26 protein-coding genes and 1 pseudogene are annotated in these 18,662 nt (G+C 60.2%); 14 read left to right on the top strand and 13 right to left on the bottom strand.

The genetic code is table 11. The annotated features are described in order from the left end of the window. Positions 1-324 precede the first annotated feature (324 nt). Positions 325-1,062 carry a hypothetical protein gene (locus AC3EML_RS15945; protein WP_352520982.1) on the bottom strand — a complete coding sequence of 246 codons (738 nt, stop codon included), beginning with the start codon at positions 1,060-1,062 and terminating at the stop codon, positions 325-327. Between AC3EML_RS15945 and AC3EML_RS15940 the strand changes: the two genes are divergently transcribed. Next, positions 1,061-1,222, top strand: a complete 162-nt coding sequence (locus tag AC3EML_RS15940; protein ID WP_352520983.1) for a hypothetical protein — start codon at positions 1,061-1,063, stop codon at positions 1,220-1,222. The two genes, AC3EML_RS15945 and AC3EML_RS15940, sit on opposite strands and share 2 nt — an antisense overlap. A 332-nt stretch (positions 1,223-1,554) precedes the next feature. Here the strand turns inward: AC3EML_RS15940 and AC3EML_RS15935 are convergent, their stop codons facing one another. Together AC3EML_RS15935 and AC3EML_RS15930 are read right to left on the bottom strand one after the other, a co-directional pair. Next, complete coding sequence (locus tag AC3EML_RS15935; protein ID WP_352520985.1) at positions 1,555-2,529, bottom strand: IS1595 family transposase; 975 nt, start codon at positions 2,527-2,529, stop codon at positions 1,555-1,557. Positions 2,530-2,639: 110 nt separating this feature from the next. Beyond that, positions 2,640-2,843: a hypothetical protein gene (locus tag AC3EML_RS15930; RefSeq protein WP_352520986.1), complete on the bottom strand. Its 204-nt coding sequence runs from the start codon at positions 2,841-2,843 to the stop codon at positions 2,640-2,642. Between the two features lie 688 nt (positions 2,844-3,531). Between AC3EML_RS15930 and AC3EML_RS15925 the strand changes: the two genes are divergently transcribed. Both AC3EML_RS15925 and AC3EML_RS15920 read left to right on the top strand, forming a co-directional pair. After that, a complete protein-coding gene (locus AC3EML_RS15925; RefSeq protein WP_352520987.1) occupies positions 3,532-4,017 on the top strand; it encodes a hypothetical protein in 486 nt (161 codons plus the stop codon). 23 nt (positions 4,018-4,040) lie between these two features. Continuing rightward, positions 4,041-4,460: a hypothetical protein gene (locus AC3EML_RS15920; protein ID WP_352520988.1), complete on the top strand. Its 420-nt coding sequence runs from the start codon at positions 4,041-4,043 to the stop codon at positions 4,458-4,460. A gap of 251 nt (positions 4,461-4,711) precedes the next feature. On the opposite strand, the gene AC3EML_RS15915 is transcribed toward AC3EML_RS15920, so the two are convergent. The 4 genes from AC3EML_RS15915 to AC3EML_RS15900 all read right to left on the bottom strand — a co-directional run bounded on the left by AC3EML_RS15915 (position 4,712) and on the right by AC3EML_RS15900 (position 8,738). Then, entirely contained in the window at positions 4,712-5,320 is a 609-nt protein-coding gene (locus tag AC3EML_RS15915) for a hypothetical protein (RefSeq protein ID WP_352520989.1), read from the bottom strand. Next, the gene (locus tag AC3EML_RS15910; protein ID WP_352520990.1) at positions 5,277-6,767 is read right to left on the bottom strand and encodes a hypothetical protein; all 1,491 of its coding nucleotides are present in this window, start codon (positions 6,765-6,767) and stop codon (positions 5,277-5,279) included. Before AC3EML_RS15910 ends, AC3EML_RS15915 begins: the two co-directional genes overlap by 44 nt. Positions 6,768-6,905: 138 nt before the next feature. Further along, positions 6,906-7,661 carry a phage terminase large subunit family protein gene (locus AC3EML_RS15905; RefSeq protein ID WP_352520991.1) on the bottom strand — a complete coding sequence of 252 codons (756 nt, stop codon included), beginning with the start codon at positions 7,659-7,661 and terminating at the stop codon, positions 6,906-6,908. Positions 7,662-8,033: 372 nt separating this feature from the next. After that, positions 8,034-8,738 (bottom strand): hypothetical protein, encoded by a 705-nt coding sequence (locus tag AC3EML_RS15900; RefSeq protein ID WP_352519808.1) that lies wholly within the window; start codon positions 8,736-8,738, stop codon positions 8,034-8,036. Here AC3EML_RS15900 and AC3EML_RS15895 point away from each other — a divergent pair. After that, the gene (locus tag AC3EML_RS15895) at positions 8,719-9,606 is read left to right on the top strand and encodes a HEAT repeat domain-containing protein (RefSeq protein WP_023712570.1); all 888 of its coding nucleotides are present in this window, start codon (positions 8,719-8,721) and stop codon (positions 9,604-9,606) included. The genes AC3EML_RS15900 and AC3EML_RS15895 overlap by 20 nt on opposite strands. Before the next feature lie 334 nt (positions 9,607-9,940). Here AC3EML_RS15895 and AC3EML_RS15890 read toward each other — a convergent pair whose 3' ends face one another. From AC3EML_RS15890 to AC3EML_RS15880, 3 genes are read right to left on the bottom strand one after another with little or no spacing between them, the layout of a single operon-like run. After that, entirely contained in the window at positions 9,941-10,678 is a 738-nt protein-coding gene (locus AC3EML_RS15890; RefSeq protein WP_488505403.1) for a terminase large subunit domain-containing protein, read from the bottom strand. Then, the gene (locus AC3EML_RS15885; RefSeq protein ID WP_352520992.1) at positions 10,578-10,967 is read right to left on the bottom strand and encodes a hypothetical protein; all 390 of its coding nucleotides are present in this window, start codon (positions 10,965-10,967) and stop codon (positions 10,578-10,580) included. Before AC3EML_RS15885 ends, AC3EML_RS15890 begins: the two co-directional genes overlap by 101 nt. Continuing rightward, a complete protein-coding gene (locus AC3EML_RS15880) occupies positions 10,960-11,385 on the bottom strand; it encodes a hypothetical protein (RefSeq protein ID WP_023730425.1) in 426 nt (141 codons plus the stop codon). The genes AC3EML_RS15885 and AC3EML_RS15880 overlap by 8 nt, the downstream gene beginning before the upstream one ends. A gap of 247 nt (positions 11,386-11,632) precedes the next feature. On the opposite strand from AC3EML_RS15880, the gene AC3EML_RS15875 reads away from it, so the two are divergent. The 5 genes from AC3EML_RS15875 to AC3EML_RS15855 all read left to right on the top strand — a co-directional run bounded on the left by AC3EML_RS15875 (position 11,633) and on the right by AC3EML_RS15855 (position 14,360). Continuing rightward, positions 11,633-12,643 carry a class I SAM-dependent methyltransferase gene (locus AC3EML_RS15875; protein WP_352557178.1) on the top strand — a complete coding sequence of 337 codons (1,011 nt, stop codon included), beginning with the start codon at positions 11,633-11,635 and terminating at the stop codon, positions 12,641-12,643. Between the two features lie 247 nt (positions 12,644-12,890). Next, a complete protein-coding gene (locus tag AC3EML_RS15870) occupies positions 12,891-13,334 on the top strand; it encodes a Ros/MucR family transcriptional regulator (RefSeq protein ID WP_023671447.1) in 444 nt (147 codons plus the stop codon). Positions 13,335-13,376: 42 nt separating this feature from the next. Next, positions 13,377-13,571 carry a hypothetical protein gene (locus AC3EML_RS15865; RefSeq protein ID WP_023689866.1) on the top strand — a complete coding sequence of 65 codons (195 nt, stop codon included), beginning with the start codon at positions 13,377-13,379 and terminating at the stop codon, positions 13,569-13,571. Positions 13,572-13,699: 128 nt separating this feature from the next. Continuing rightward, positions 13,700-13,963, top strand: a complete 264-nt coding sequence (locus AC3EML_RS15860) for a hypothetical protein (RefSeq protein ID WP_352519804.1) — start codon at positions 13,700-13,702, stop codon at positions 13,961-13,963. A 91-nt stretch (positions 13,964-14,054) separates the two neighbouring features. Then, positions 14,055-14,360, top strand: coding sequence for a hypothetical protein (locus AC3EML_RS15855; RefSeq protein ID WP_023671444.1), 306 nt, complete (start codon positions 14,055-14,057; stop codon positions 14,358-14,360). 22 nt (positions 14,361-14,382) lie between these two features. On the opposite strand, the gene AC3EML_RS15850 is transcribed toward AC3EML_RS15855, so the two are convergent. Both AC3EML_RS15850 and AC3EML_RS15845 read right to left on the bottom strand, forming a co-directional pair. Then, positions 14,383-14,796, bottom strand: a complete 414-nt coding sequence (locus AC3EML_RS15850; RefSeq protein WP_352519803.1) for a DoxX family protein — start codon at positions 14,794-14,796, stop codon at positions 14,383-14,385. A gap of 145 nt (positions 14,797-14,941) precedes the next feature. Further along, positions 14,942-15,271, bottom strand: a pseudogene (locus tag AC3EML_RS15845) (Lrp/AsnC family transcriptional regulator); the annotation flags it as partial. Positions 15,272-15,399: 128 nt separating this feature from the next. Between AC3EML_RS15845 and AC3EML_RS15840 the strand changes: the two are divergent. From AC3EML_RS15840 to AC3EML_RS15830, 3 genes are all read left to right on the top strand, one after another. Beyond that, positions 15,400-15,765: a VOC family protein gene (locus AC3EML_RS15840; RefSeq protein WP_352520994.1), complete on the top strand. Its 366-nt coding sequence runs from the start codon at positions 15,400-15,402 to the stop codon at positions 15,763-15,765. 402 nt (positions 15,766-16,167) lie between these two features. Then, a complete protein-coding gene (locus AC3EML_RS15835) occupies positions 16,168-16,344 on the top strand; it encodes a hypothetical protein (RefSeq protein WP_023671438.1) in 177 nt (58 codons plus the stop codon). Positions 16,345-16,457: 113 nt separating this feature from the next. After that, positions 16,458-16,751 (top strand): DUF982 domain-containing protein, encoded by a 294-nt coding sequence (locus AC3EML_RS15830; protein ID WP_023685943.1) that lies wholly within the window; start codon positions 16,458-16,460, stop codon positions 16,749-16,751. Between the two features lie 49 nt (positions 16,752-16,800). Here the strand turns inward: AC3EML_RS15830 and AC3EML_RS15825 are convergent, their stop codons facing one another. Further along, on the bottom strand, positions 16,801-17,520 hold the full coding sequence (locus AC3EML_RS15825) for a Crp/Fnr family transcriptional regulator (protein WP_023671436.1): 720 nt from the start codon (positions 17,518-17,520) through the stop codon (positions 16,801-16,803). Between the two features lie 284 nt (positions 17,521-17,804). Here AC3EML_RS15825 and AC3EML_RS15820 point away from each other — a divergent pair, with 284 nt between their 5' ends. Both AC3EML_RS15820 and AC3EML_RS15815 read left to right on the top strand, forming a co-directional pair. Then, on the top strand, positions 17,805-18,035 hold the full coding sequence (locus AC3EML_RS15820; RefSeq protein ID WP_023671435.1) for a DUF6894 family protein: 231 nt from the start codon (positions 17,805-17,807) through the stop codon (positions 18,033-18,035). 106 nt (positions 18,036-18,141) lie between these two features. Then, the gene (locus AC3EML_RS15815) at positions 18,142-18,642 is read left to right on the top strand and encodes a hypothetical protein (RefSeq protein ID WP_023685942.1); all 501 of its coding nucleotides are present in this window, start codon (positions 18,142-18,144) and stop codon (positions 18,640-18,642) included. Positions 18,643-18,662 lie beyond the last annotated feature (20 nt).

The following is an 18,662-nucleotide window of genomic DNA, read 5'->3' as shown; positions in this document are numbered from 1 at the left end:
CGAAGCAAGGAGCGAAGCGACGCGGCGCAGACCCCTGGAGCTGCTCCGCAGCCCAAGGGATCCATGCCGTGACCTGCGAGCGGTGCAGCGGTGCAGAATTCTGAGGCGCCGCGTTCTCTCGCAATCGTCGCAGCATCCGCACCGGCTATCGCGCAAACAAAAACCCGCCTGATGGCGGGTCACTGGCGCAAATCAGCACCATGGATAGAAGTATACCATTGCTGACCTCACCCGTCAACGGATTTAAGAATAAAATCCTAATTATATACGTGACAAAAGTCACAGTTAGGAATACTTCCTATGGCTGACAGGCCGGCAAACCGATCAGACGTCAAATCCGTCGATGATTTCACGGGCAAGTTTGGAGAAATTGCGCAGCGTTTCAATGACCGGCTGACTGCCGGCCTCGGGAATTTCGCGGAACGATACCGCATGGGAGAGGTTGAGTTTGATCTGAGGGTCCGCATCCACACTGACGACTGCCATGGGCTCGCCGTCTGGTCCTTTTCCCTTATGAATCGTGACCTTACGAACGTGCCCTATGACGCCAGTGTTCGTGAAGGTGGCCGAGATGGGATGATGCATTGCGGTGACCAAATCGCGATGCTTGCTCTTGTTGCTGAGCCAATGAAGGGCGTACAGGAGATTATTCCCTCCTTTGTACGGTTTAAGTGCCATGACAGCGGCTTGGTCGATATCGGAGAGAGAGCCGATCTTGCGCAGGGTACCTTTATCGGCGAAACGCGTTTCGCTGTCGCAGATCGGGAATTCAGGTACCGTCATTTTGACGGCCCCGTTCTTACGTGCCAGCGCTACGATGAGGTGGTCGAGACTGTCGCGCTGGGCCTGAATGATCATGCCCGTCGCCGTCTTGATATCGTCCGGGACGAGCGCGTCGTTCCGATAAAGTGTGGCACGTCTCATCTCACCTTTTGGATCGGGCCGGAATTCTGTGACGTTCTGTGCCATGAAGGCAGCGATTTGCGTGCTGAGGATTGTGATTTGATTGTCCGACCACTTTAGCTTGGCGCGGGCGCCAGAGAGGTCTAATTTAGTGGCCATGAACGACACCGACAGAGACAAGGACCTGGATGAAACCAAGCGCATTATGGAGCGCCTGGTGAAGCAGCCGCCGCAGCCTCACAAGCCACACGAAAAGGCGGATGATGATGCGGCTCCGGTTAAACGCAGCGATAACAAAGAGTCTCAGCGGAAGCCGTAAAGAACGGCTGCCCGCATTCCGTGCACTGTGCGTTTCCCTCGGGCGTTCGTCCTGTTCGCAACCCTAAGCTTGCCAGCGTCCGGTGGCGCGACTGCCACCACTTGCGCTCACGGTCTTGGCTTTCCTGTACAGCTTGTGTCCGCTCGTAGCGTTCCCACGCGCCGTCCAGCAATTCATCATGTTTTCGGAGATCTTCCAAAGCCCACACCTTCCCACTTCCTGAGTGGCAAGATGCTATCCCCTAGTACGGCTGCGGGCGAGTCATGAATCATGGACGATTGCGTTTTCGAAGCGTCAGTAGCCTTCGCGCCTTCTGCTTTGGTGTCTTTGCCTTAGTGAGCGCTTCGATAGGTCAACCGCTTGCCTTCGATGCCTTCCATGATGGCGTCAACGCGCATCTTGTCGGTGAAGCCAAGAACCGTGCGGCGATTGTAGCGGAAATCGAACTCAGCAAGGTAGCGGTGCAAATGAGCCTCGCCGCAATGCTGGTAGACGCCGACCATGCCGCGCTTGAAGACTGAAAACACGTTCTCAATCGTGTTCGAATGGATAGCGATGCCTTCCTCGTAGCGAACGTATTCGCCGTCCGAATGCTTCGTGGTCTTGTGAGTAGCGAACTCACCACCAGTTTCGGTGTAGAGGTTCGAAGCATCGGTGTAGAGGTTGGTATCGCGCGACACGTTGCGGACCAGCACATCGCGAACGGTGGCCTTGGTAGCGTCGTTCAGGTGGAACATGCGGGCCTTGCCGCCTCGCTCGACCAGACCGACGACGATGCGCTTCTCGCGACCGCCGCCCTTGCCCTTCTTGGTGAAGGGGCGGCCCTTGCGTTGGGCAGAAATGCGCGGCGTCTCGCGCTTGCCGATGTAGGTTTCGTCGGCTTCGACGGTCTTGCCTTCACCGCCAAGCGGGCCAGACGATGCTACGTCTTCCTTCATGGCTTCGCGGATACGGTGCGCCATAAACCAAGCCGTCTTGTAGGTCACGCCAAGCATACGGTGCAGTTGGTGTGCGGACATGCCTTTCTTGGATGATCCGAGAAGATGCGTCGCCAGCCACCACTTGGACAGCTTGATCTTAGAGCGCTCAAACACAGTGCCGACAGTTACCGTGAACTGACCTTTGCATTCGTTGCAATAGTAGAGACCCGGACGATGCGACCGCTTCTTGCCCTCTACTTTGGCGATCTTGTCGGGATTCGCGTTGCCGCAATGCGGGCAGTTCGGACCATGCGGCCAGCGGACGGATTCAAGCGCCTCGCGAGCGGCATCGTCATCGTGGAACATGGGGTGCTGAAGGTCGGTCATGCGGGTAACTCCTTGGATTTGTTATCGTCCAAGGCGCTACTTTTGTCAAGTACATAATTAGGAATAAAATCCTACTGCCCGTCGACAGGAGGCATCGCCCTAGTGAATGCTCAGTCCTTGTTCGGTTTCGCCGCCATCCGGCTGTCGATCTCGCTCAACTTGGCCAGGATGCCTTCCTGCGCGCGCGCCATCTGCTGCTGAACGCGGATGAGTTTGAATGCGAGCCAGATGCTCACCCAGACCTGCGCCACCAGATAAACCAGCAATGGCAGGTAGGAAATAATGTATGCGAGAATGCTGGTTTCCGCTTCCATGATGATGCCTCAGGTTGCTGATGCCGAACGCATCGTAAGGTCATTCCGCAAAAACCGATGATTGGCGAGCCCCGGTGAACAGTACAGAGGCTCTCGCCTCACTCGCCTCCCCCGCAGCCAGTTCCGATGCACGTCAAGCCGTATTCTTTCATCAGCCGGTGACCAAATCCCTGATCCGCTCCTCCCGCGCGTCACTCAGCCCTCCGTGGGACACTCTTCGATAGCGTAGCCGGCAGCGACGTCCGGGTTACCCTGATCGCGTGCCTTGCTTAGAACGCAGGAGAATGCCTTCCATTCTTTCTTTGAAAGGGTGATTGCCGACGCGGGCACGGCGTAGACAAGGCCAAGGGAAAGGCTCGCGAGCAGGACTGAACGTGCCTTCCACAAACTCCCAGATTGCTCCCTCACTCGCCGTCCCCGCAGCCGGTTCCGATGCATTTCAAACCGCTCTCCCTCATCAAGCGGCCAATAACCAGGTCCGGCGTCGGGCACTCATCTATGACAAAGTTTGCTGCCACCTCTGGATTACCCATAGTGCGCGCTTTTTTCAATCCTATCCCATATCCTTCCCAGCGATGTCAGCACTTGCTACAACCAAAATGGCGCTATAGCTTGCAACATACAATTTAAGAGAGCACCCTTGCGATCACTCATTCTCGCCCCAGTTGTCGCTCCAAGAGCCAACGTCATGAGAACATTTGGCTTCGCCTTCGGCCTCCTGGCGCTGTCGACGCCGATGGCCGTTGCCAAGGAGCCTATCAAATGGATCGAGTCGTTAAGCGGCGGAAGCAAGATCGAGATCCCCGAATTCTTTGAAGATGGCGATGGTTGGTTGCTTGGTGGGTTCGCCGAAAACTACGGCTCGGTGTTCCGTCCGGCATCGTATCCGGACGCAGAGCTTCGTCAGTACCGAGCCCTTGAAAAAAAGATGACTCCGTTTGAGTACCTTAAACAGGCAATCGTCGGTGATGACAGCATCGTAACGTATAAGATTGACAGGCCATCGCTCGCAGTGATTTCCGGGACCTCGCCCGATGGCGAATTCATTTTCTACGGCATGTGTCAGAAACACCGTACCGTCACCTGCTTCAATATGCATTGGAACAAGAAGGATCAGGCGCTGTTTCAGCCAATTGCCGAGCGCATTGCTCGGTCATTCCGCAAAAATCGGTGACCTGTACCGTCCTAGGAGGCAAATTGCGATCGCTCATTCTCGCCGCGATGGCGGTGTTTGCGTTGCCATTTGGCGCGGCTCAGTCGGACGACGTGGATAAGACGGACACTCTGTGGCAAAGCTGCCCAAAGGGCGTGCTCTTCACGGAACTCGAGTCGGGGATTGTCGTGACCGTCATCCGACAAGGTTCCGGTAAAGCCGCCTTCACGGCGGATAAGAAGCTTTTGCAGCCGGCCACGGCGGCGGAGCTGGTGACGAAAGAGGGCGACCACGGATTTATCAGTGGTCCGATGCCTTCCTATATGTTTGCGGTAGGTCCGGATACAGTCAAGAACTTCAATTGGAGGCCCGCTGAAACTTACCCAGATGCATTCTATACCGTTCGGGACGATGAAGGCGTCGAACCACTACTAAATTTTGTTGATGTTGGCTGCGCGCCGTAGCTGAACGGATGATGATTGTTTTCACAAATAAAGGACACCGCCTAATAAAGAGGTGGCCCTTTCTGAGCGGCACCGATATCGATCTATTTTACGGCCAAGCTGAATAGTAGTCCTCTGGTAGATTGATACCAAATTTTCCCGGAAGGAACCGCAGCAAATCGGGAGGCGTACCATGCAAATGAAGACCACGCTTCATTTTTTAATTTCAGTAACCACTTAAGACCAGATTCGTCTGCATAATCTGGATTACCTTAGCTAAGATTATCCTCAACCGATGACGGCTCGCCTGATGCACGCTGCATTAGGTATTCGTCAACTATCCTCGATGCTTTAGGAAAACGTGGGTCGCCGATGGGTACTTGATCGATGTCGGATCGATTATGCTTAGACCTGGAGGTCGGACCATTAACGTCTGAGAATTGATCCTTGCTGTTTACTACGCTTTCAATGCTGTAGCACCAATGCTGGGAAGCCAGCCGATTTAGAACCGCGTCGATAACTGCTTTAGCCTCGATTTCGTCGCTCTTAGGATAGTATTCCGTCGCAACTGTTTTCTTTAATCGAAGAATGTCTGCCGGAGATAGATCGATTGACTTCGCGAATTTTTCATTTGATGGACGCTCGGAACCGGCATCGTCAAACCCATCCGCATCCGGCTCGCCGTCAGACGCTGCCAGCGCATCTGATTGTGCCGCCTTGATATTATCCAGCTGCGTGGCCAGCGCTTTGCGCGATTTCTGATCAATTATTGCTTCAAGCGCCTTGCGCTCGGCTTCCTCCGGATCGGGGGTATCATTCCACGCTTTGATCAAACCTTCAGCGTCGGATAGGGGCAGCGGCTGAGGCTTCGCGATACCCAATTGACGCTGAGCGGCAAATGATAGCGCGACCGCGGCTTGCAAGTCCTCTGGTGTCGACAAGTTTTTGAAGGCTGTATCGACGGCCGGGGATCACCTTGCGCACGTAAGCCGCCGGGTCGATCTGCCGCTGTTGTATGATGAAAGCTGCAGCGTCCGCGTTCAATTCATAGCGCTTCTGATCTTTTTCGAAGCGCGCCTGATCCATCCTATACAGTTCGGGATCTTCCTCCTGCGAGAAGCGGTTCGGGAGGGGTTTTGCGGCAAAGATTGACGCATCGATCTGACTTGTCGGCATGACTCGCATATCGGCAAGATATGGGCTGACATCCGCTCTCCAATTGAAAGCTCTGGATCGTTTGCCGCCCTCTTCGGCACCAAAGACAGAAGTAAACTCGGTATCGTCATGTCTTGTGCCGGAATAGGGTGTCATGTTGATTATGGCTGCCCGCGCGTTTTGAGAAGCGATGTCGAGATCGGCATGGGTGCCGATGAGACTTGCCGCATCCGCGGTGCGCGCCTTGCGAACAACATCGTCATAGGAACCAGGCGAAAGCTCGGCAAGCAACGTATCGATCGGAAGATCGTCCTGAAATGCCCGCCTTATCCGTTCATTCGACGTGAGTCGGCGAACGCGGTCACCTTTTTCGGTTGACTCGTCAGAACTATCCGTTCCGGCAACAGAGTCGGTGATGATATCATCCATCCCCTGCTCCGGCTGATTGCTTTCCTGAGTGGTAAACGCTGTCGGCACGAGCAGATTGAGGGCCCTTTTCGGGTTCTGAGTTATCAGAGCCTCAATCCGTGTCTTTGCCGTGCTATCCCGCCACGCGGCTTCGGCCTGCAACTTGCCCTGCGGGTCGAGGCCCATCTTGTCGCGAACATCGAGGCCGCGCCGGCGAGCGGCGTTAAAAGCCACAGTGTCGTTGGGATTGCTTTGAGCGATGGCGTCAAGCTCGGCGCGCTGGACCCCGGACCATTGGTTCTGTTCATAATCCTTGCGCCGCTGGAGCTGCCGCTGCGCCATGCGCACCGCGCCTGCCATGCGCATCGCCTCCTTCTGCTTGGCAAAGTTGGCGCGTTGGCTTTCGGGCATGCTCGGCAAGACCTCGCCGAACATCTTGTCGAACAGACCGGGCTTCACCGCTCGGCCGTCATACGGGTCCAGCTGGCCGTACATGGCCTCGTGCATGCCCGCGCCGTCGGCCGGCGCCTTCGCCGCCAGCTCGTCTTCGGCCAACGCGATCCGGCCGTTGAATTGGCGGCGTGCGATCTCGGCGTCGAAGGCCTCCTGTCGCTCTGTCATCTTCCGGTAGTGCTCGGCCAGTGCGGAAAGCTCGTCGCCAAAACCCTGCATGGCGCCGCCGATGGGCGACCCTTGCGGATACTGCACTGCGTTCCCCGTATCGAGCCGTCGCCGACCAACGGAGAGTGGGATGATGTGTACCATTGTTGGCTGCTCCCTGGCTTTGAACAAAGGCGCGCAGCGCTGGCGACCACAGCAGGGCCGGGCCACACGCGTTCGCCCGCCCGCCTCGCGGGCTTTGTCGGATCGAAGACTCTTGGAAAGATCGAGGGCGCTTGCCCCTCACCGAAACGCCCCCAGCGGATCACTCTGCCCGGTCGTCCGCCTCGCGCTCTTGAACTCCGCGGGATCAACCACCGCTTCCCGCAGCATCATCACGCCATAGCGCGTCGCGGCCATCAAATCGTCGCGCAGTTTCACCACCTTGCCGTCCTTGCGATGGTAAAGCCGAAATTCCTCGAACCAGGGCAGCAGCGACGAGAACACCTTGAAGCGGCCGGACTGCATGCGGTCGAGCATCTCCATCAGCCCGGCCTCGACCGAGACCGAGCCGTCGGCGAAGCGGGCGTGGCCCGACAGCATGTTCAGCCCATGCGCGGAATATTGTCTGGCAAGTGCGGTGCCCGCCCCTTCCAGCGTCTCGCGGCGGCCGTCGCGCGGCCAGGCCCAGGGCAGCCACTCGCCCCACGGCTTCAGGGCCAGTACCTGCATGGCCGGCGTCTGCTGCGAGGCCCGCGCCGCCTTGGAGATATAGACGACATCGGCCTCCGTATCCCAGGCCAGCTCGACCGCGGCCGACGGATGGTCCCAGCCGAAATCGAGCGCGCCTATCCGCGGCCAGTAGCGCGGCAGCCGGAACGGCTCGCAGGCAATCAGCTCCTCGGCAATCGGAAAGATGCGGCCGGAGCCCAGCACCGGAATGCCGCGCGCCCGCGCCTCGCGCTCATGCTCGGGATAGGCGGCAACGATCGCGGCGCGCTCGTCCGGCGAATAGTGTTCGGCGTCGTCTATGGTCATGAAGGTGACGTGACGGGTCATGCAAGCATGCTCCAATAGAGTGTGGCCATTGATACCAGCGCTCATCAATGCGAAGCTGACCCAAGACTTGGGGAACACATGATTCGGATTGCAATCGTTGTCGGCATTGCCGCCAGTGCATCGGCATGCACCAGCCAGGCGAATGTTCCTTACGATACGAGTAAAAAAATCTGCAGAACCCGTACCGATCCGGGAACAGGGTTCAAACGCGAGGTCTGCGTCCCCGACACTCCCAATCAATCCTGTATGCTCTATATATACCAGTATACCGGTCGAGAGAAAATATTGTGCGGCCCATTAACGCGCAAATCGCCAACCGCCGAGGGTCGTGCCAGGCAGCTTGCGGGCACCAAATATCCCTGATTCGACTTATCAACTGGGTTTGATGCGGATCACCTTTGGCGCCTGCGCATCCATGAACATGTAGCACCTGCCAAGCAGCGCCTTTTTGCCGAGCTCATCGAACACATTCTGCCCCAGCGGCGTGATCAGCACCTCGCCCGTAGCCAGCCCATCCTGGTGGCGGGCCTCGATCTCTTGCCAATGCGCATTCGCAACGTCGGAAAGCACGACATTGAAGGCTGGATGATTGTAGCTGACCAGCACGTTGCCATCATCCATGTCGGACGGCTTCATGTCCGGGTGATAGTTGTAAATCATGGCAAGCGTCTGGATGGCGGCCATGGCTGCCGCCTCATCGGACAGGCCGGCTTCCGTCAGCACGCAGGTGCCGTTTTCAAGGATGGCAAAGTCACGGCCTCTGTCGAAGTAATAGCCGAACCGTTCCTCGATGCGATCGACGGGTTGTGAAAACGAGGGTCGCCATTTGGGCACCTGGGGCTTTGATACCTCAGCACCACCCTCCGGCGACACGACAAGCGACGACAAACCGCCTGTCAATACCTGCCGCCTGTTCATGGACTTGGTTCCTCGACAACCTGGCCACCAGTCTGGTCGCGGTTCGCGATTCCGCAACGCGCCGAAACGGGAAAGCTTCGCTCTCATCTTTTCCTTTATCGCTTTATGCGGTAGGTCTTGCCGTGCATCGGCGACATCGATGCGTCTGGGCTGGTGCATTCTGCGCGGCCTGTACTCTACGCGGGTGGGACAGCCACTCTTTGCCATGACAGATCTATTCGAGGCGATGCGCCTGTCCGCCGAGGACAGCGAGGTTGCTCATCTTTTTTTCAGCGAAGGCGGTAAGATCCTGCTGCCACTCGGCAAATCGACTAATGCCATGACAGGTCAGGAGATGCTGGAGCGGCTGCTGTCGTCCCCGCATGATGACGATGGCGCGCTTGCCAACGACCTTCTCGGCGAGCTCGGCAAGACGGTGCCGTTGGAAAGCCTTCGTCTCCTGCTGACATCTGCCAATGCTGAGACGCGAGCGGCGGGTGCGTTTATTGCCACCTTTCAAAACCAGAACATAAGTTCGATGGTGGGTGAGCTGGCCGCGCTGCTTGGGGACAGCAACCCGCGCACGCGCTTCGATGCCGTGGAGTCTATCTTGCGATGCAGTACGCGGAACGATGGTCAGCATCTCGCGCAGGCGTTGTTTGCCCTTGATGATTATCACGATGGTGTACGCATGGGAGCCGTCAAATTTGTGCGCTTTGCAAAAGACTGGCAGTTAAAGCTTGCGCGTCAGCACGCCGCGTTGCTCAGGCCGCAAACGCCGTTTTCGGCGATCGCCGATATCTCCGGGCAATGGCGAGGTGATGCATCAGGCATGATCCGTGCGATGCTCGACCATTCAGAGCCGGTAGTGCGCCGTTACGGCCTGGGGCTGGCCAGCCGGGCGAGGTTGGTCGTTGTTGACGCGTTCGTCGAATGGGCGCAGGCGTCCGCCGATCCTGAAATCAGCAAACTGGCAACCGATTGCATCGAGCACAACCAGATATCGCACCACGCCGTATGGCAATCATCATTGCCGGCAATCGCCTGAGGCACCGCTGATCTCGGGGTCAAGATAGCGACGTGACAGGACGTAGAGCCTGCCGAACTGATTCAAAGTAATGTCGCATGATGTTGTCCGAGCACGATTTTTGCGCCGGGCGTGGCGGTTCTTACCTTCTCCCCTTGTGGGGTGAGAAGCGGTCCGCGTGGCGGACGAAAAGCCAATTGATTGGCTTTTCGAGCTTCGAACGCCCTGAGCCTGCGAAGGCCCGGGTGGTGGCCGATCCATCCCTGCCGGGTCCCCGCTGCTCCGCAGCGTCCCGGCGTTCGCCGGCCTTTCGTCGTGCCACTGGCACGACGAATTCGCTTCGCGAACCAGCTGCTCACCCCACAGGGGGAGAAGGAAGAGCCTCCTGCGCAGACAAAAACCGCAGCACTACGTCGCTCATGCCCAGCAGCGGCGTGAACGTCACGATGGTGATGCCGCCGGTGGCGTTGGTGCGGGTCAGGCCTTCGGAATAGATATCGAGCGGCGGCTCCTCGTCGAACCAGACGCCGTGCAGGGTTTCGCCCTGCCACTTTTCGCGGCCCTTCTCATAGCTCTTGAACGAAAGCACCGATTCATCGGCCTGCACGTCGCCGCCGCCGCCCCAGCGCACCACGATGCTGTCGAGCGCGCCCGGGGCGCCGCGGCCCATGGTCGTGTGCAGGATGGCGTTGGCCGGGATCATGCCGGTGCCCCATGCCGCCTGCTGCTGCGGCGGGCCGACCAGCACGCGCTGCGGGTTGTCGCGCGTGCCCTCGCCCGTCACGCCGGCAGCCCATAGCCTGACGGGGGTGTCGAAGGTCTTGCCCTGCCACCACGCGGGGTAGCGGCCGGTGAGATGCATGGCCCATTCGGCGCCGCCGGCCCTGGTCTTGCCGAGCTGGTTGCCGGCCATGAACAGACGTTCCCGGTTCTGCGCGCCGGCGGCGTGAAACTCCGCCTGCCTGGGATAAGGCCGGTAGGCGGCAAGCTGGTTAGTCCTGCGCCTGCGGTCCAGCTCCTGCAGCAGCGCCAGATAGTGGCGGCGCGCCTTCAGGCTGGTCGCCAAACGGCCCGAGGACGGCTTCGAGGCCACGGATGCGGCGGCGGACCTCGTCATCGCTCAGGGCTTCCAGATTGTCAGATGAAACATGCAAATCCTTGGCCAGATCCTTGGGCAGCACCGATTGCACGATCTTCAGATACTGGTCGGGCTTGTCGGCCCGGACCGCGGCAATGACGCCGGCGCCATGGGCGCGGAAATCGGCGCGCACCGCGTCGAGGAAATCATCGCCAAGCGTCTTCTTCGTCCGCTTCGGCTTGGCAGCGGCGGCGGCAGGCGCCTTGCCGTCAGGGCGCGCACGCGGCGCCGTCCGGTCAGCCATGATCCGAGATCCCGGCGGGCTCGGCGGTCGCTGCCTGTTTCGCCTGCTTTGCCGGCCTTGCCCGCTTGATCTTGCCGGACTTGATCTTGCCGGACTTGCGCCGTGCCGATTTTGGCCCTGACCGTGTTGGGGCGGCCTTGCGGGCTGCATCAGCGGCCGGCGCGTGGCGCTTTCCGGCAGACGCGGCTTTCAGGCTTGCCCTGGCGATCGCCCTTGCGTCGTGCGCGCCGCGTGGAAAGCCGAAGCCGCCGATGGCATCGACAGGACCACCGCGAACCATGCCGATCAGCACGCCCGGCACGACCGGCTCGATACGGCCGATGCGCGCCTGCGGGGCAGCGCCCTCGAACACGCCAATGGCGCTGACGACCTCGCGGCCGTCATCGTCGGTGATGATGGTGGCATAGCGGTTGGACAAGGGAGGCCTCGCGGATAAGGCAGAATGAACCGAGGATAGCGTTCCTTCACGCCCCCCTCTGTCCTGCCGGACATCTCCCCCTCTAGGGGGGAGATTGGCAGCTCCAGGGTCGCGACCAATTTGCAGCGCTGACGATTGGCGAAAGCAAAGCGGCAGTCCGATCTCCCCCTTGAGGGACCCTTGAGGGGGAGATGGCCGGCAGGCCAGAGGGGGGTGCTGTCCCGCCGACATCCGATATCCGCACGTTGTGGGCATCAGGAACACAAAACCCGCCTTGTGGGCGGGTCGCTGGCGCAAATCAGCACCATGGGTAAATAATAGCAAAGCTGCCCTCACCCGTCAATACAAAAAAGGAAATGATTCCTACTCCCTCGTCCTTGGCGGCGGCGCGCATTGCGCGAGGGCCGCATCGATGGGATGCTGGGTCTCGTCGGAGAGAGCAATGAGCAATGTGACCAGTCACTATGGCAGCGGCGGCATCGTCGAGCGCATCCTGTCGGCTGTGCCGGACGCCAGGGCCGGCAGCCTCGCAGCCGAACAACTCTATCCGTTCGACCAGCTTCATGGCCGCGAGCTGATCGCCACGCAGGACCATGCCGCGCGTCTTGCGCCCTCCGCTTCTGATCGGGTTCTGGACATCGGCAGCGGCATTGGCGGCCCGGCCCGGTTCCTTGCCGAGACCTATGGGTGCAGCGTCGACGGCGTCGACCTGACGCCGGCGTTCGTCGAGGCATCCCGCCGATTGACCGAGTTCTGCGGCCTCAGTGACAAAGTCCGTTTTCATGAGGCCGATGCGACAAGGCTGCCTTTTGCGGACGACACATTCGACGCGGCGATCTGTTTCTATGTCGGCATGAATATCGCCGACAAGGCGGCGGTCATCGGGCAAGCGTGGCGCGTACTGAAGCCGAAGGCCAGGCTTGTCTGGACCGAGGCGGTGCTGGCGGACGGCGAGCCTCACTATCCCTTGCCTTGGGCGGTGTCGGCTGTGGCCAGCCATCTCGTCGACCGCGAAACCCTGAAGGCTCTGTTTGCTTCAGCCGGATTCCGGGTCGACGACGTCATCGACGAAACCGGCGATCACGTCGAGCTGGCGTTGAAACGGGCAAATTCCGGCATCGTGCCCTCGCCGGCCCAGCAGCAGGCCAATGAGATCGTGCTCGGCGCCGAGTTCGTGCATCGGCGAAAAAACTACATAAGCAGCCTGAGCGAGGGAAAACTCGCGTCACTGGCCGTTATTGTTTCCAAGCCGGCATGAAACAAAAACCCGCCTCGGCGGCGGGTTGCTGGCGCAAATCAGCACCATGAACAAATCATAGCATAGCTGCCCTCACCGGTCAAGATATGTCAGGAAAGAATTCCTACATCGACATCGATCGGAGACTCGGCGATGCTAGCGCTACCACATCCGGCGTCAAGTCATATGCATATGTTCTAAAGTGCCATGCCGTCGGCGGATGTTGTCTGATAATTTGCCCTTTGGCATCAAGGGGGCAAAAGAAGCCATGTCTGAGGACAAAATCCGAAATATAAATCTGACCGCCGACATCGTCGCGGCATTCGTGCGCAACAATTCAGTGCCTCCGGATAGCCTGCCGGCGTTGATCGAGAGCGTCAATGCAGCGCTCGCGGCCGTGGACAATCCCGTTGCTCCGCCGCAACCTGCGCCTGAGCCTGCGGTCAACCGCAAGCGCTCGGTAACGCCGAATTTCATTTACTGCCTCGAGGATGGCAAGAAGTTCAGGTCGCTGCGGCGTCATCTCGGCTCCGCCCATGGCATGACGCCGGAAGCCTATCGCGCCAAATGGGACCTGCCCGGCGACTATCCGATGACGGCGCCCAGCTACGCCGCCAAGCGCTCGGAGCTGGCAAAGGAGTTCGGGCTCGGCATCAGGACACCCGAGGCGCCGGCCGCCAAGGCGCCGGCCAAGAGTAAGACCAAGGCGTAAAGGCACGCCCCCTCCGTGCCGTACGCCTGCTGGAGGACGATCGTGGTGGCCGGAGAGCCCAATGACGTTCGCGTGGAACGTGTCGACCGCCGCCAATGGGCGGTGCTGGTTGCCGAGAATGGCACGGTGACCCAGCATCTGTTCATGGCCCAGGAAGCGGCCGAGGAGTTTGCCGACGGCGAGCGGACAAGGCTCGGCCTTCCCGCCAGGCCGCCGGCGGCGGATCCGCTGGCCTGAACAGTCCTTCAACCGGCTGCAGCATATCGCCGGCACTTGCGGCGGATCACAAGACGCAGCCTTCTACAGGCATCGACCGACTGGTCATTAGCTGGCTCTTATGGAACTCCAACTCGGGGGAGAGCGGGATGGACAAACCAGCCATGGCATCCGTGTTCAGGATGCGGCAAGCGCCAGCCACTGTTTCGGGCGTTCGCAGCGTCGGCCAAGGCCAGGCCGATCCGGTCATCGGCAGAAGGCCGCTCGGCGAGGCGATCCGCTTCGTCATCGACGCCCATTACGACATCAGCGGCGTTTTGATCGCCTATGGCGACGGCGCCGCCCCGCGCCTCGGCAGCCGGGAGGTCAAGGCGCTGTGGGCCGAATATGGCCGCCGCTGGATGGAAGAGTAGCGCAGGTCGGCCGACGCCTATCGCTTGTATCCCCGTCCGGATCGTAACAGCGGCTCATGCGTTGAGCCTGAGCCAAATGGGAGCAACAGCCATGAACGTCGCCAATCTGCAACTCGAAGGCCTGCTGATGGCCGTCGCCTCGATCAATCAGGTGCTGGTGCGCAAGGGCCTGCTCACGGTGGAGGATATCGACATTGCGCTGCGCAAGGCCGAGGCCATCGAAACCGGCGAGGAGCGGTCCGACGGCATGTCGGAGTCCAACCGCGACGCCGTCAACTTTCCGATCCGACTGCTGGAACTGGCCAATCAATGCCAGCCGGAGGCGGACATGCCGTCCTTCTCGAAACTGGCCCGCATGGTCGGCCAGATGAAGGAACCCTACAACGACCAGATGTGAGGCGGTCTGCCGACGCGGGGCCTCACCCTCGGCCGAGTTTCGAGGCCAGCACGCTGCCCGGTCCATGCACGGCGGCGAACAACAAGCCGGCGGCGAACGGGAAATGGGACATGAAGGCGCCGACCTCGGCCTGGTTGCCGGTCCAGTGCGACGGACCGTGGAAGGCAAAGCCGAGGAAGACCACATAGACGGCGGCGACCAGGGCGGCCGGTGTGAAGAATGCTCCGGTCAGGAGGGCGATCACCAGCAGCGTTTCGAGGATCGCGGCGCACCAGGCCAGAAACAGCGGGAACGGGAAGCCGGCGGCGGCGATGTAGCCGGCGGTCATGTTCATATCCATGAACTTGAACGCTGCTCCCATCGCGAACATGGCGGCCAGGGTCAGGCGGGCGATGAGAATGGCCGCGGTCTGCCACGGCGATTGAACGGCTTCCATGATGTGCTCCAAAGGTTTGCAACGGGTTTCATCCCAAGGACGGGCGCGACGCCGCCGATCCGACATCGTCCCGCAAAATTCTTTCCCGGCGAAGCAGAACTTCTGAAAAGGCCGCCGCTTGCGGGCAAGCCTGATTGCCGCCCGCTCAGAGCTTCGCCATCAGCTCCCGCCCCAACCGCTTCGGCGGCTCGGCGCGCAGCACCACATTGGTCGTCACCGCGCCGTAGCGGCCGATGGCGTCGACGATGCTTTCGAGGTCGGGCGGCGACGGGACGACGACCTTGACCAGAAAACAATCCTCGCCGGTCACCCGCAGCACCTCAACCACTTCCGGCATGGCCGCGAATTTCTTCAGGCAGGTCTGGATGTGCTCATGCGTGGTGCGCAGGCGGATCATGGCCATGGTGCCGAGACCGAGGGCGGTGGGATCGATCGCGGCCCGGTAGCCGGCGATGATGCCGCGCTCCTGCTGACGGCCTTCGTGAGAGAGAGACAGGCCGACCACGCAATCGCACCATAGACACCCGAAGCGTGCGCGCGGGCTTGCCCCGACTTGTCCCGCCAGCTATCTCTCGGAAGGGGCCTTTGTGAGGGAGACTGCGAATGGTGTCCGTCCGATATCTGGTCCGCGATGTCGATCTGTCCATCGCGTTTTATACGAGCCATCTGGGCTTCGCGCTGAAGCAGCAATTCGGTCCGGCGATGGCCATCCTGACGCGCGGCGACCTTTCGCTCTGGCTCGCCGGCCCCCTGGCGTCGGCAGCCAGGCCGATGCCGGACGGCCGGACACCCGAGCCGGGCGGATGGAACCGCTTTGTGCTCGAAGTCGAGCAGTTGCCGGCAGTCGTGACTGAGATGGTCGAGGCCGGCGTGCGGTTCCGCAACCAGATCGTCGAAGGTCCGGGCGGGCGACAGATTCTTTGTGAAGACCCGTCCGGCAACGTGATCGAGCTGTTCGAGCCCAGCTAGACTTCGGCCGTCGCCTCGGATTCGGCGCCGGGCTTTGCCTGGCCTTCCCACTGCCGCTCCGCCTCTGCTTTACGCTTCGGACAATCCTCGTAGTCATGCTCTCGCGAACCGCAATAGGAGCAGCATTTTGCCGGCGTGTCGGTTCGAAGCATTGTGGCCATGCACAAGAATGCACGAAAATTCATCCGGTTGCAGCAGCGTCCGCGACGTCGCTGCTGGGATGCGTGACCGCCAGCCTGGCACCGCCCTCAATAGCCGCCGCCGAGGATCGGCAGAATCTCGGCGGCAGACATTGCGCGCGGCGCGTATTCGTCCGGCCTATATCAAAGTTAAATGCGGATGCTGGGCGTGAGGTGGTAGGTGATCGCGATGGGGGGACTCTCAACGCGCTCGAGGTGTCCCATGGACGTTCGAAATCTGATTGCCAAATTGTCAGCCGCGGTATTGCACCGCCGCGCCGCGTCTTCGCCGATACTGTTCAGGCCGATCCGCAACTCGCTCGCCGACATCCCGTTGAAGCCGGCGCCGCGGCCGCCTTATCGTCCGCATCGGCCGATCTGGCCGGCAAGCAACATGTAGCTCGCCGGGCTGCAACCAGTTTGTGATTTCCTCGTTTATGGCGATCCCGTTTTCAAGGAGGCAAGTGATGAGATCGATCCGGGCGAGGCGCGAATGGTTTGGATGGTGAGCGCATGAGCCGTTTTCTGCCCCTGACGATCAGATTCGTGGACGGCAGCGCGATGACGGTGTCGTCGATCGCCGACGCCAGGAGGGCGCTAGGCGGAACATGGAAGAACAAGCAGACGGCGGCCTACAAGGCGGCCGACAGGCTGGTGGATGACGCGTTGAACGGCATTTGCCGCCCGGACATCGCCTTTGCCGCTTTCCAGAATGCCGCCGCCCAACAGGGCTTGCTGAAGCCGGCCAAGCCAAGTGCCGCCCTTGCCATGCTCGACGAATTGGCGTCGCTGGATGGGCATCGTTGAAAGACCGGCTGACGGATTGCCGGCGATGTCATGGCGAACGCCGGATAGCCTATCTCGGCTCGCGGTTCATGCTGAGATAAGTCGGGTCGAACTCGGCGATTTCCACCAGTTGCTGCCAGTCCAGAATGGTCACCATGTAATTCGCCCAGCCGATCACACCGATCTTGCGTAGCGCGCCGATGACCCGGTTCATGTGGACGACCGAAAGCCCAAGCACATCGGCCAGTTCCGCCTGCGACAGGGGAAGCCGGAAACTCATGCCGTTGGTCTGCTTGACGACCTGGAGCCGCACGAACAGCTCGCACACAAGATGCGCCAGATGCGAAGTCTTGGACCGCCGGCCCATGGCCACGATCCATTCCCGATGGATGGCGCCATCGACGAGCGTGTCCAGCCAAAGCAAGCGGCTGAGATGAGGCGCCTGTTCGGTGATCGTCCTTAGCCGACTGTGGTCGGCGGCGATCACCCGGCATGGCGACAAAGCTATAATGCCATGGTCCATTGTCTTGAGCAGGAAGGCGTGCAAATCGACAAAATCGCCGGGCACCTGCAACGAGGTGAACTGGCGGCCGCCATCCTCCAGCACTTTGTAGCGCGCCGCCAATCCCTCGATGATGAGCGTGCTGTAGCCTGGCCTCGACCCCTCGGAAACGATGTCCTGGCCAGTGGCAAAATCCATCTCGATGGTCATGGCGGCGGCCAGCAGCCCCTTTTCCTGCTCGGACAAAGCGTCATGCTGGCCAAGGTTGAGATAAAGCGGTTCTAGCATCGAGGATCCAGTTCGAGATTTCGTGGACATTCGTGGCCTAGCCAAACGCCGGAGATCGGGTGCGGTTGCAATCGGCCGGCACGGCGACGGCTCCTGGCAGGAAATCTGCTCAGGACACAGTCGCATGGAACCATGGGTGCGGGTTGGGATTTAATCCATGTCGCTCAAAAATGGCCCCGATTTTGAGACAACGACATGCATAAAAACACAGACCTGAAGCGCGTCGCCTGCGTCCTTTCAACCGCGGCGCGCCTTAGCGTTCTCACGCAGGGATCCTTGCACACATGGAACGGTTCTACTTCGACTTGTACAACGCCGAGACCCAGATTGATGAAGAGGGGCAGCTTTTTCCCAGCCGGGAGCGTGCGGGAGCCGAAGCGCTGCGCATATTGCACGATGTGGCGCGCGACGAGATTCCGGAGGGCGACCACCGGCGGATCACCGTCAAGATGCTGAACGAGAACAGGGAGCAGATATTCGAAGCGTCGCTGACCATGGCGTCGCTGTGGAGTTGAACTCGTCGACCCTGTCGAGGACTGTATGGAACCTCTTGCCCTCCCCTCTGTTTCCTAAGGAGGGGCCAGCGGCAGAAGCTGCCCGGCTGATTGACTGGAGGCATCTATGTCCTTGCAAAAGCTTCATCCCGAGCAGGTCGACGACACACGCAGGCTTGCCTATTCGACCTTTGCCCCGGCGCTGATCGGTTCGCTCACCAAGCGTCTGGCGCGGTGTCAGGGCGTCAAGGAACTGGGCGCCCTGGAAAAGTCGCTCATCCGGCTGATCGAAGACTCCGATGTCGATGGGCCGCAAGCCGAGGCGATGAAAGAGTTCGCAATCGAGCTGGTGGTGTCGACGATATCGGAAGCCCGCGCTCACCCCGACACCAAGAGCGATGTCGAAGCCGTTGGCGAGCGCCGCGCCGAAGGCCGCTCCGAGAACCCGCAGACGCTCGAGGAGCAGTTGCAATCAGGCCTCGAAGACAGTTTTCCGGCCAGCGATCCGCCCGCCGTCGTCTCGACCGCCATTTCCGGCGGCTCGAAGGACCTTGTCGGTACAGATGAGGTGTTGCGCCGCAAGAAAGAGGCGGCGCAGCGAAAGCAGGAAAAGGCCGACGCCGGTTAGCCGGACAAGTCGCGCGAGCC

Source organism: Mesorhizobium sp. P170090 (assembly GCF_057786115.1).
Note: the sequence above shows the minus strand (reverse complement) of the source record. Positions and strands in the feature narration are given on the sequence as shown.

What these genes read in the sequence shown, in the direction of transcription:
- AC3EML_RS15830 (WP_023685943.1), top strand. Translation starts at nt 16,458, where the DNA reads ATGAGCCGTTTTCTGCCCCTGACGATCAGATTCGTGGACGGCAGCGCG.
- AC3EML_RS15895 (WP_023712570.1), top strand. Translation starts at nt 8,719, where the DNA reads ATGCGTCTGGGCTGGTGCATTCTGCGCGGCCTGTACTCTACGCGGGTG.
- AC3EML_RS15900 (WP_352519808.1), bottom strand. Translation starts at nt 8,738, where the DNA reads ATGCACCAGCCCAGACGCATCGATGTCGCCGATGCACGGCAAGACCTA.
- AC3EML_RS15820 (WP_023671435.1), top strand. Translation starts at nt 17,805, where the DNA reads ATGGAACGGTTCTACTTCGACTTGTACAACGCCGAGACCCAGATTGAT.
- AC3EML_RS15910 (WP_352520990.1), bottom strand. Translation starts at nt 6,767, where the DNA reads ATGGTACACATCATCCCACTCTCCGTTGGTCGGCGACGGCTCGATACG.
- AC3EML_RS15885 (WP_352520992.1), bottom strand. Translation starts at nt 10,967, where the DNA reads ATGGCTGACCGGACGGCGCCGCGTGCGCGCCCTGACGGCAAGGCGCCT.
- AC3EML_RS15855 (WP_023671444.1), top strand. Translation starts at nt 14,055, where the DNA reads ATGAACGTCGCCAATCTGCAACTCGAAGGCCTGCTGATGGCCGTCGCC.
- AC3EML_RS15825 (WP_023671436.1), bottom strand. Translation starts at nt 17,520, where the DNA reads ATGCTAGAACCGCTTTATCTCAACCTTGGCCAGCATGACGCTTTGTCC.
- AC3EML_RS15840 (WP_352520994.1), top strand. Translation starts at nt 15,400, where the DNA reads ATGGTGTCCGTCCGATATCTGGTCCGCGATGTCGATCTGTCCATCGCG.
- AC3EML_RS15905 (WP_352520991.1), bottom strand. Translation starts at nt 7,661, where the DNA reads ATGACCCGTCACGTCACCTTCATGACCATAGACGACGCCGAACACTAT.
- AC3EML_RS15945 (WP_352520982.1), bottom strand. Translation starts at nt 1,062, where the DNA reads ATGGCCACTAAATTAGACCTCTCTGGCGCCCGCGCCAAGCTAAAGTGG.
- AC3EML_RS15870 (WP_023671447.1), top strand. Translation starts at nt 12,891, where the DNA reads ATGTCTGAGGACAAAATCCGAAATATAAATCTGACCGCCGACATCGTC.
- AC3EML_RS15860 (WP_352519804.1), top strand. Translation starts at nt 13,700, where the DNA reads ATGGACAAACCAGCCATGGCATCCGTGTTCAGGATGCGGCAAGCGCCA.
- AC3EML_RS15850 (WP_352519803.1), bottom strand. Translation starts at nt 14,796, where the DNA reads ATGGAAGCCGTTCAATCGCCGTGGCAGACCGCGGCCATTCTCATCGCC.
- AC3EML_RS15935 (WP_352520985.1), bottom strand. Translation starts at nt 2,529, where the DNA reads ATGACCGACCTTCAGCACCCCATGTTCCACGATGACGATGCCGCTCGC.
- AC3EML_RS15930 (WP_352520986.1), bottom strand. Translation starts at nt 2,843, where the DNA reads ATGGAAGCGGAAACCAGCATTCTCGCATACATTATTTCCTACCTGCCA.
- AC3EML_RS15835 (WP_023671438.1), top strand. Translation starts at nt 16,168, where the DNA reads ATGGACGTTCGAAATCTGATTGCCAAATTGTCAGCCGCGGTATTGCAC.
- AC3EML_RS15925 (WP_352520987.1), top strand. Translation starts at nt 3,532, where the DNA reads ATGAGAACATTTGGCTTCGCCTTCGGCCTCCTGGCGCTGTCGACGCCG.
- AC3EML_RS15940 (WP_352520983.1), top strand. Translation starts at nt 1,061, where the DNA reads ATGAACGACACCGACAGAGACAAGGACCTGGATGAAACCAAGCGCATT.
- AC3EML_RS15815 (WP_023685942.1), top strand. Translation starts at nt 18,142, where the DNA reads ATGTCCTTGCAAAAGCTTCATCCCGAGCAGGTCGACGACACACGCAGG.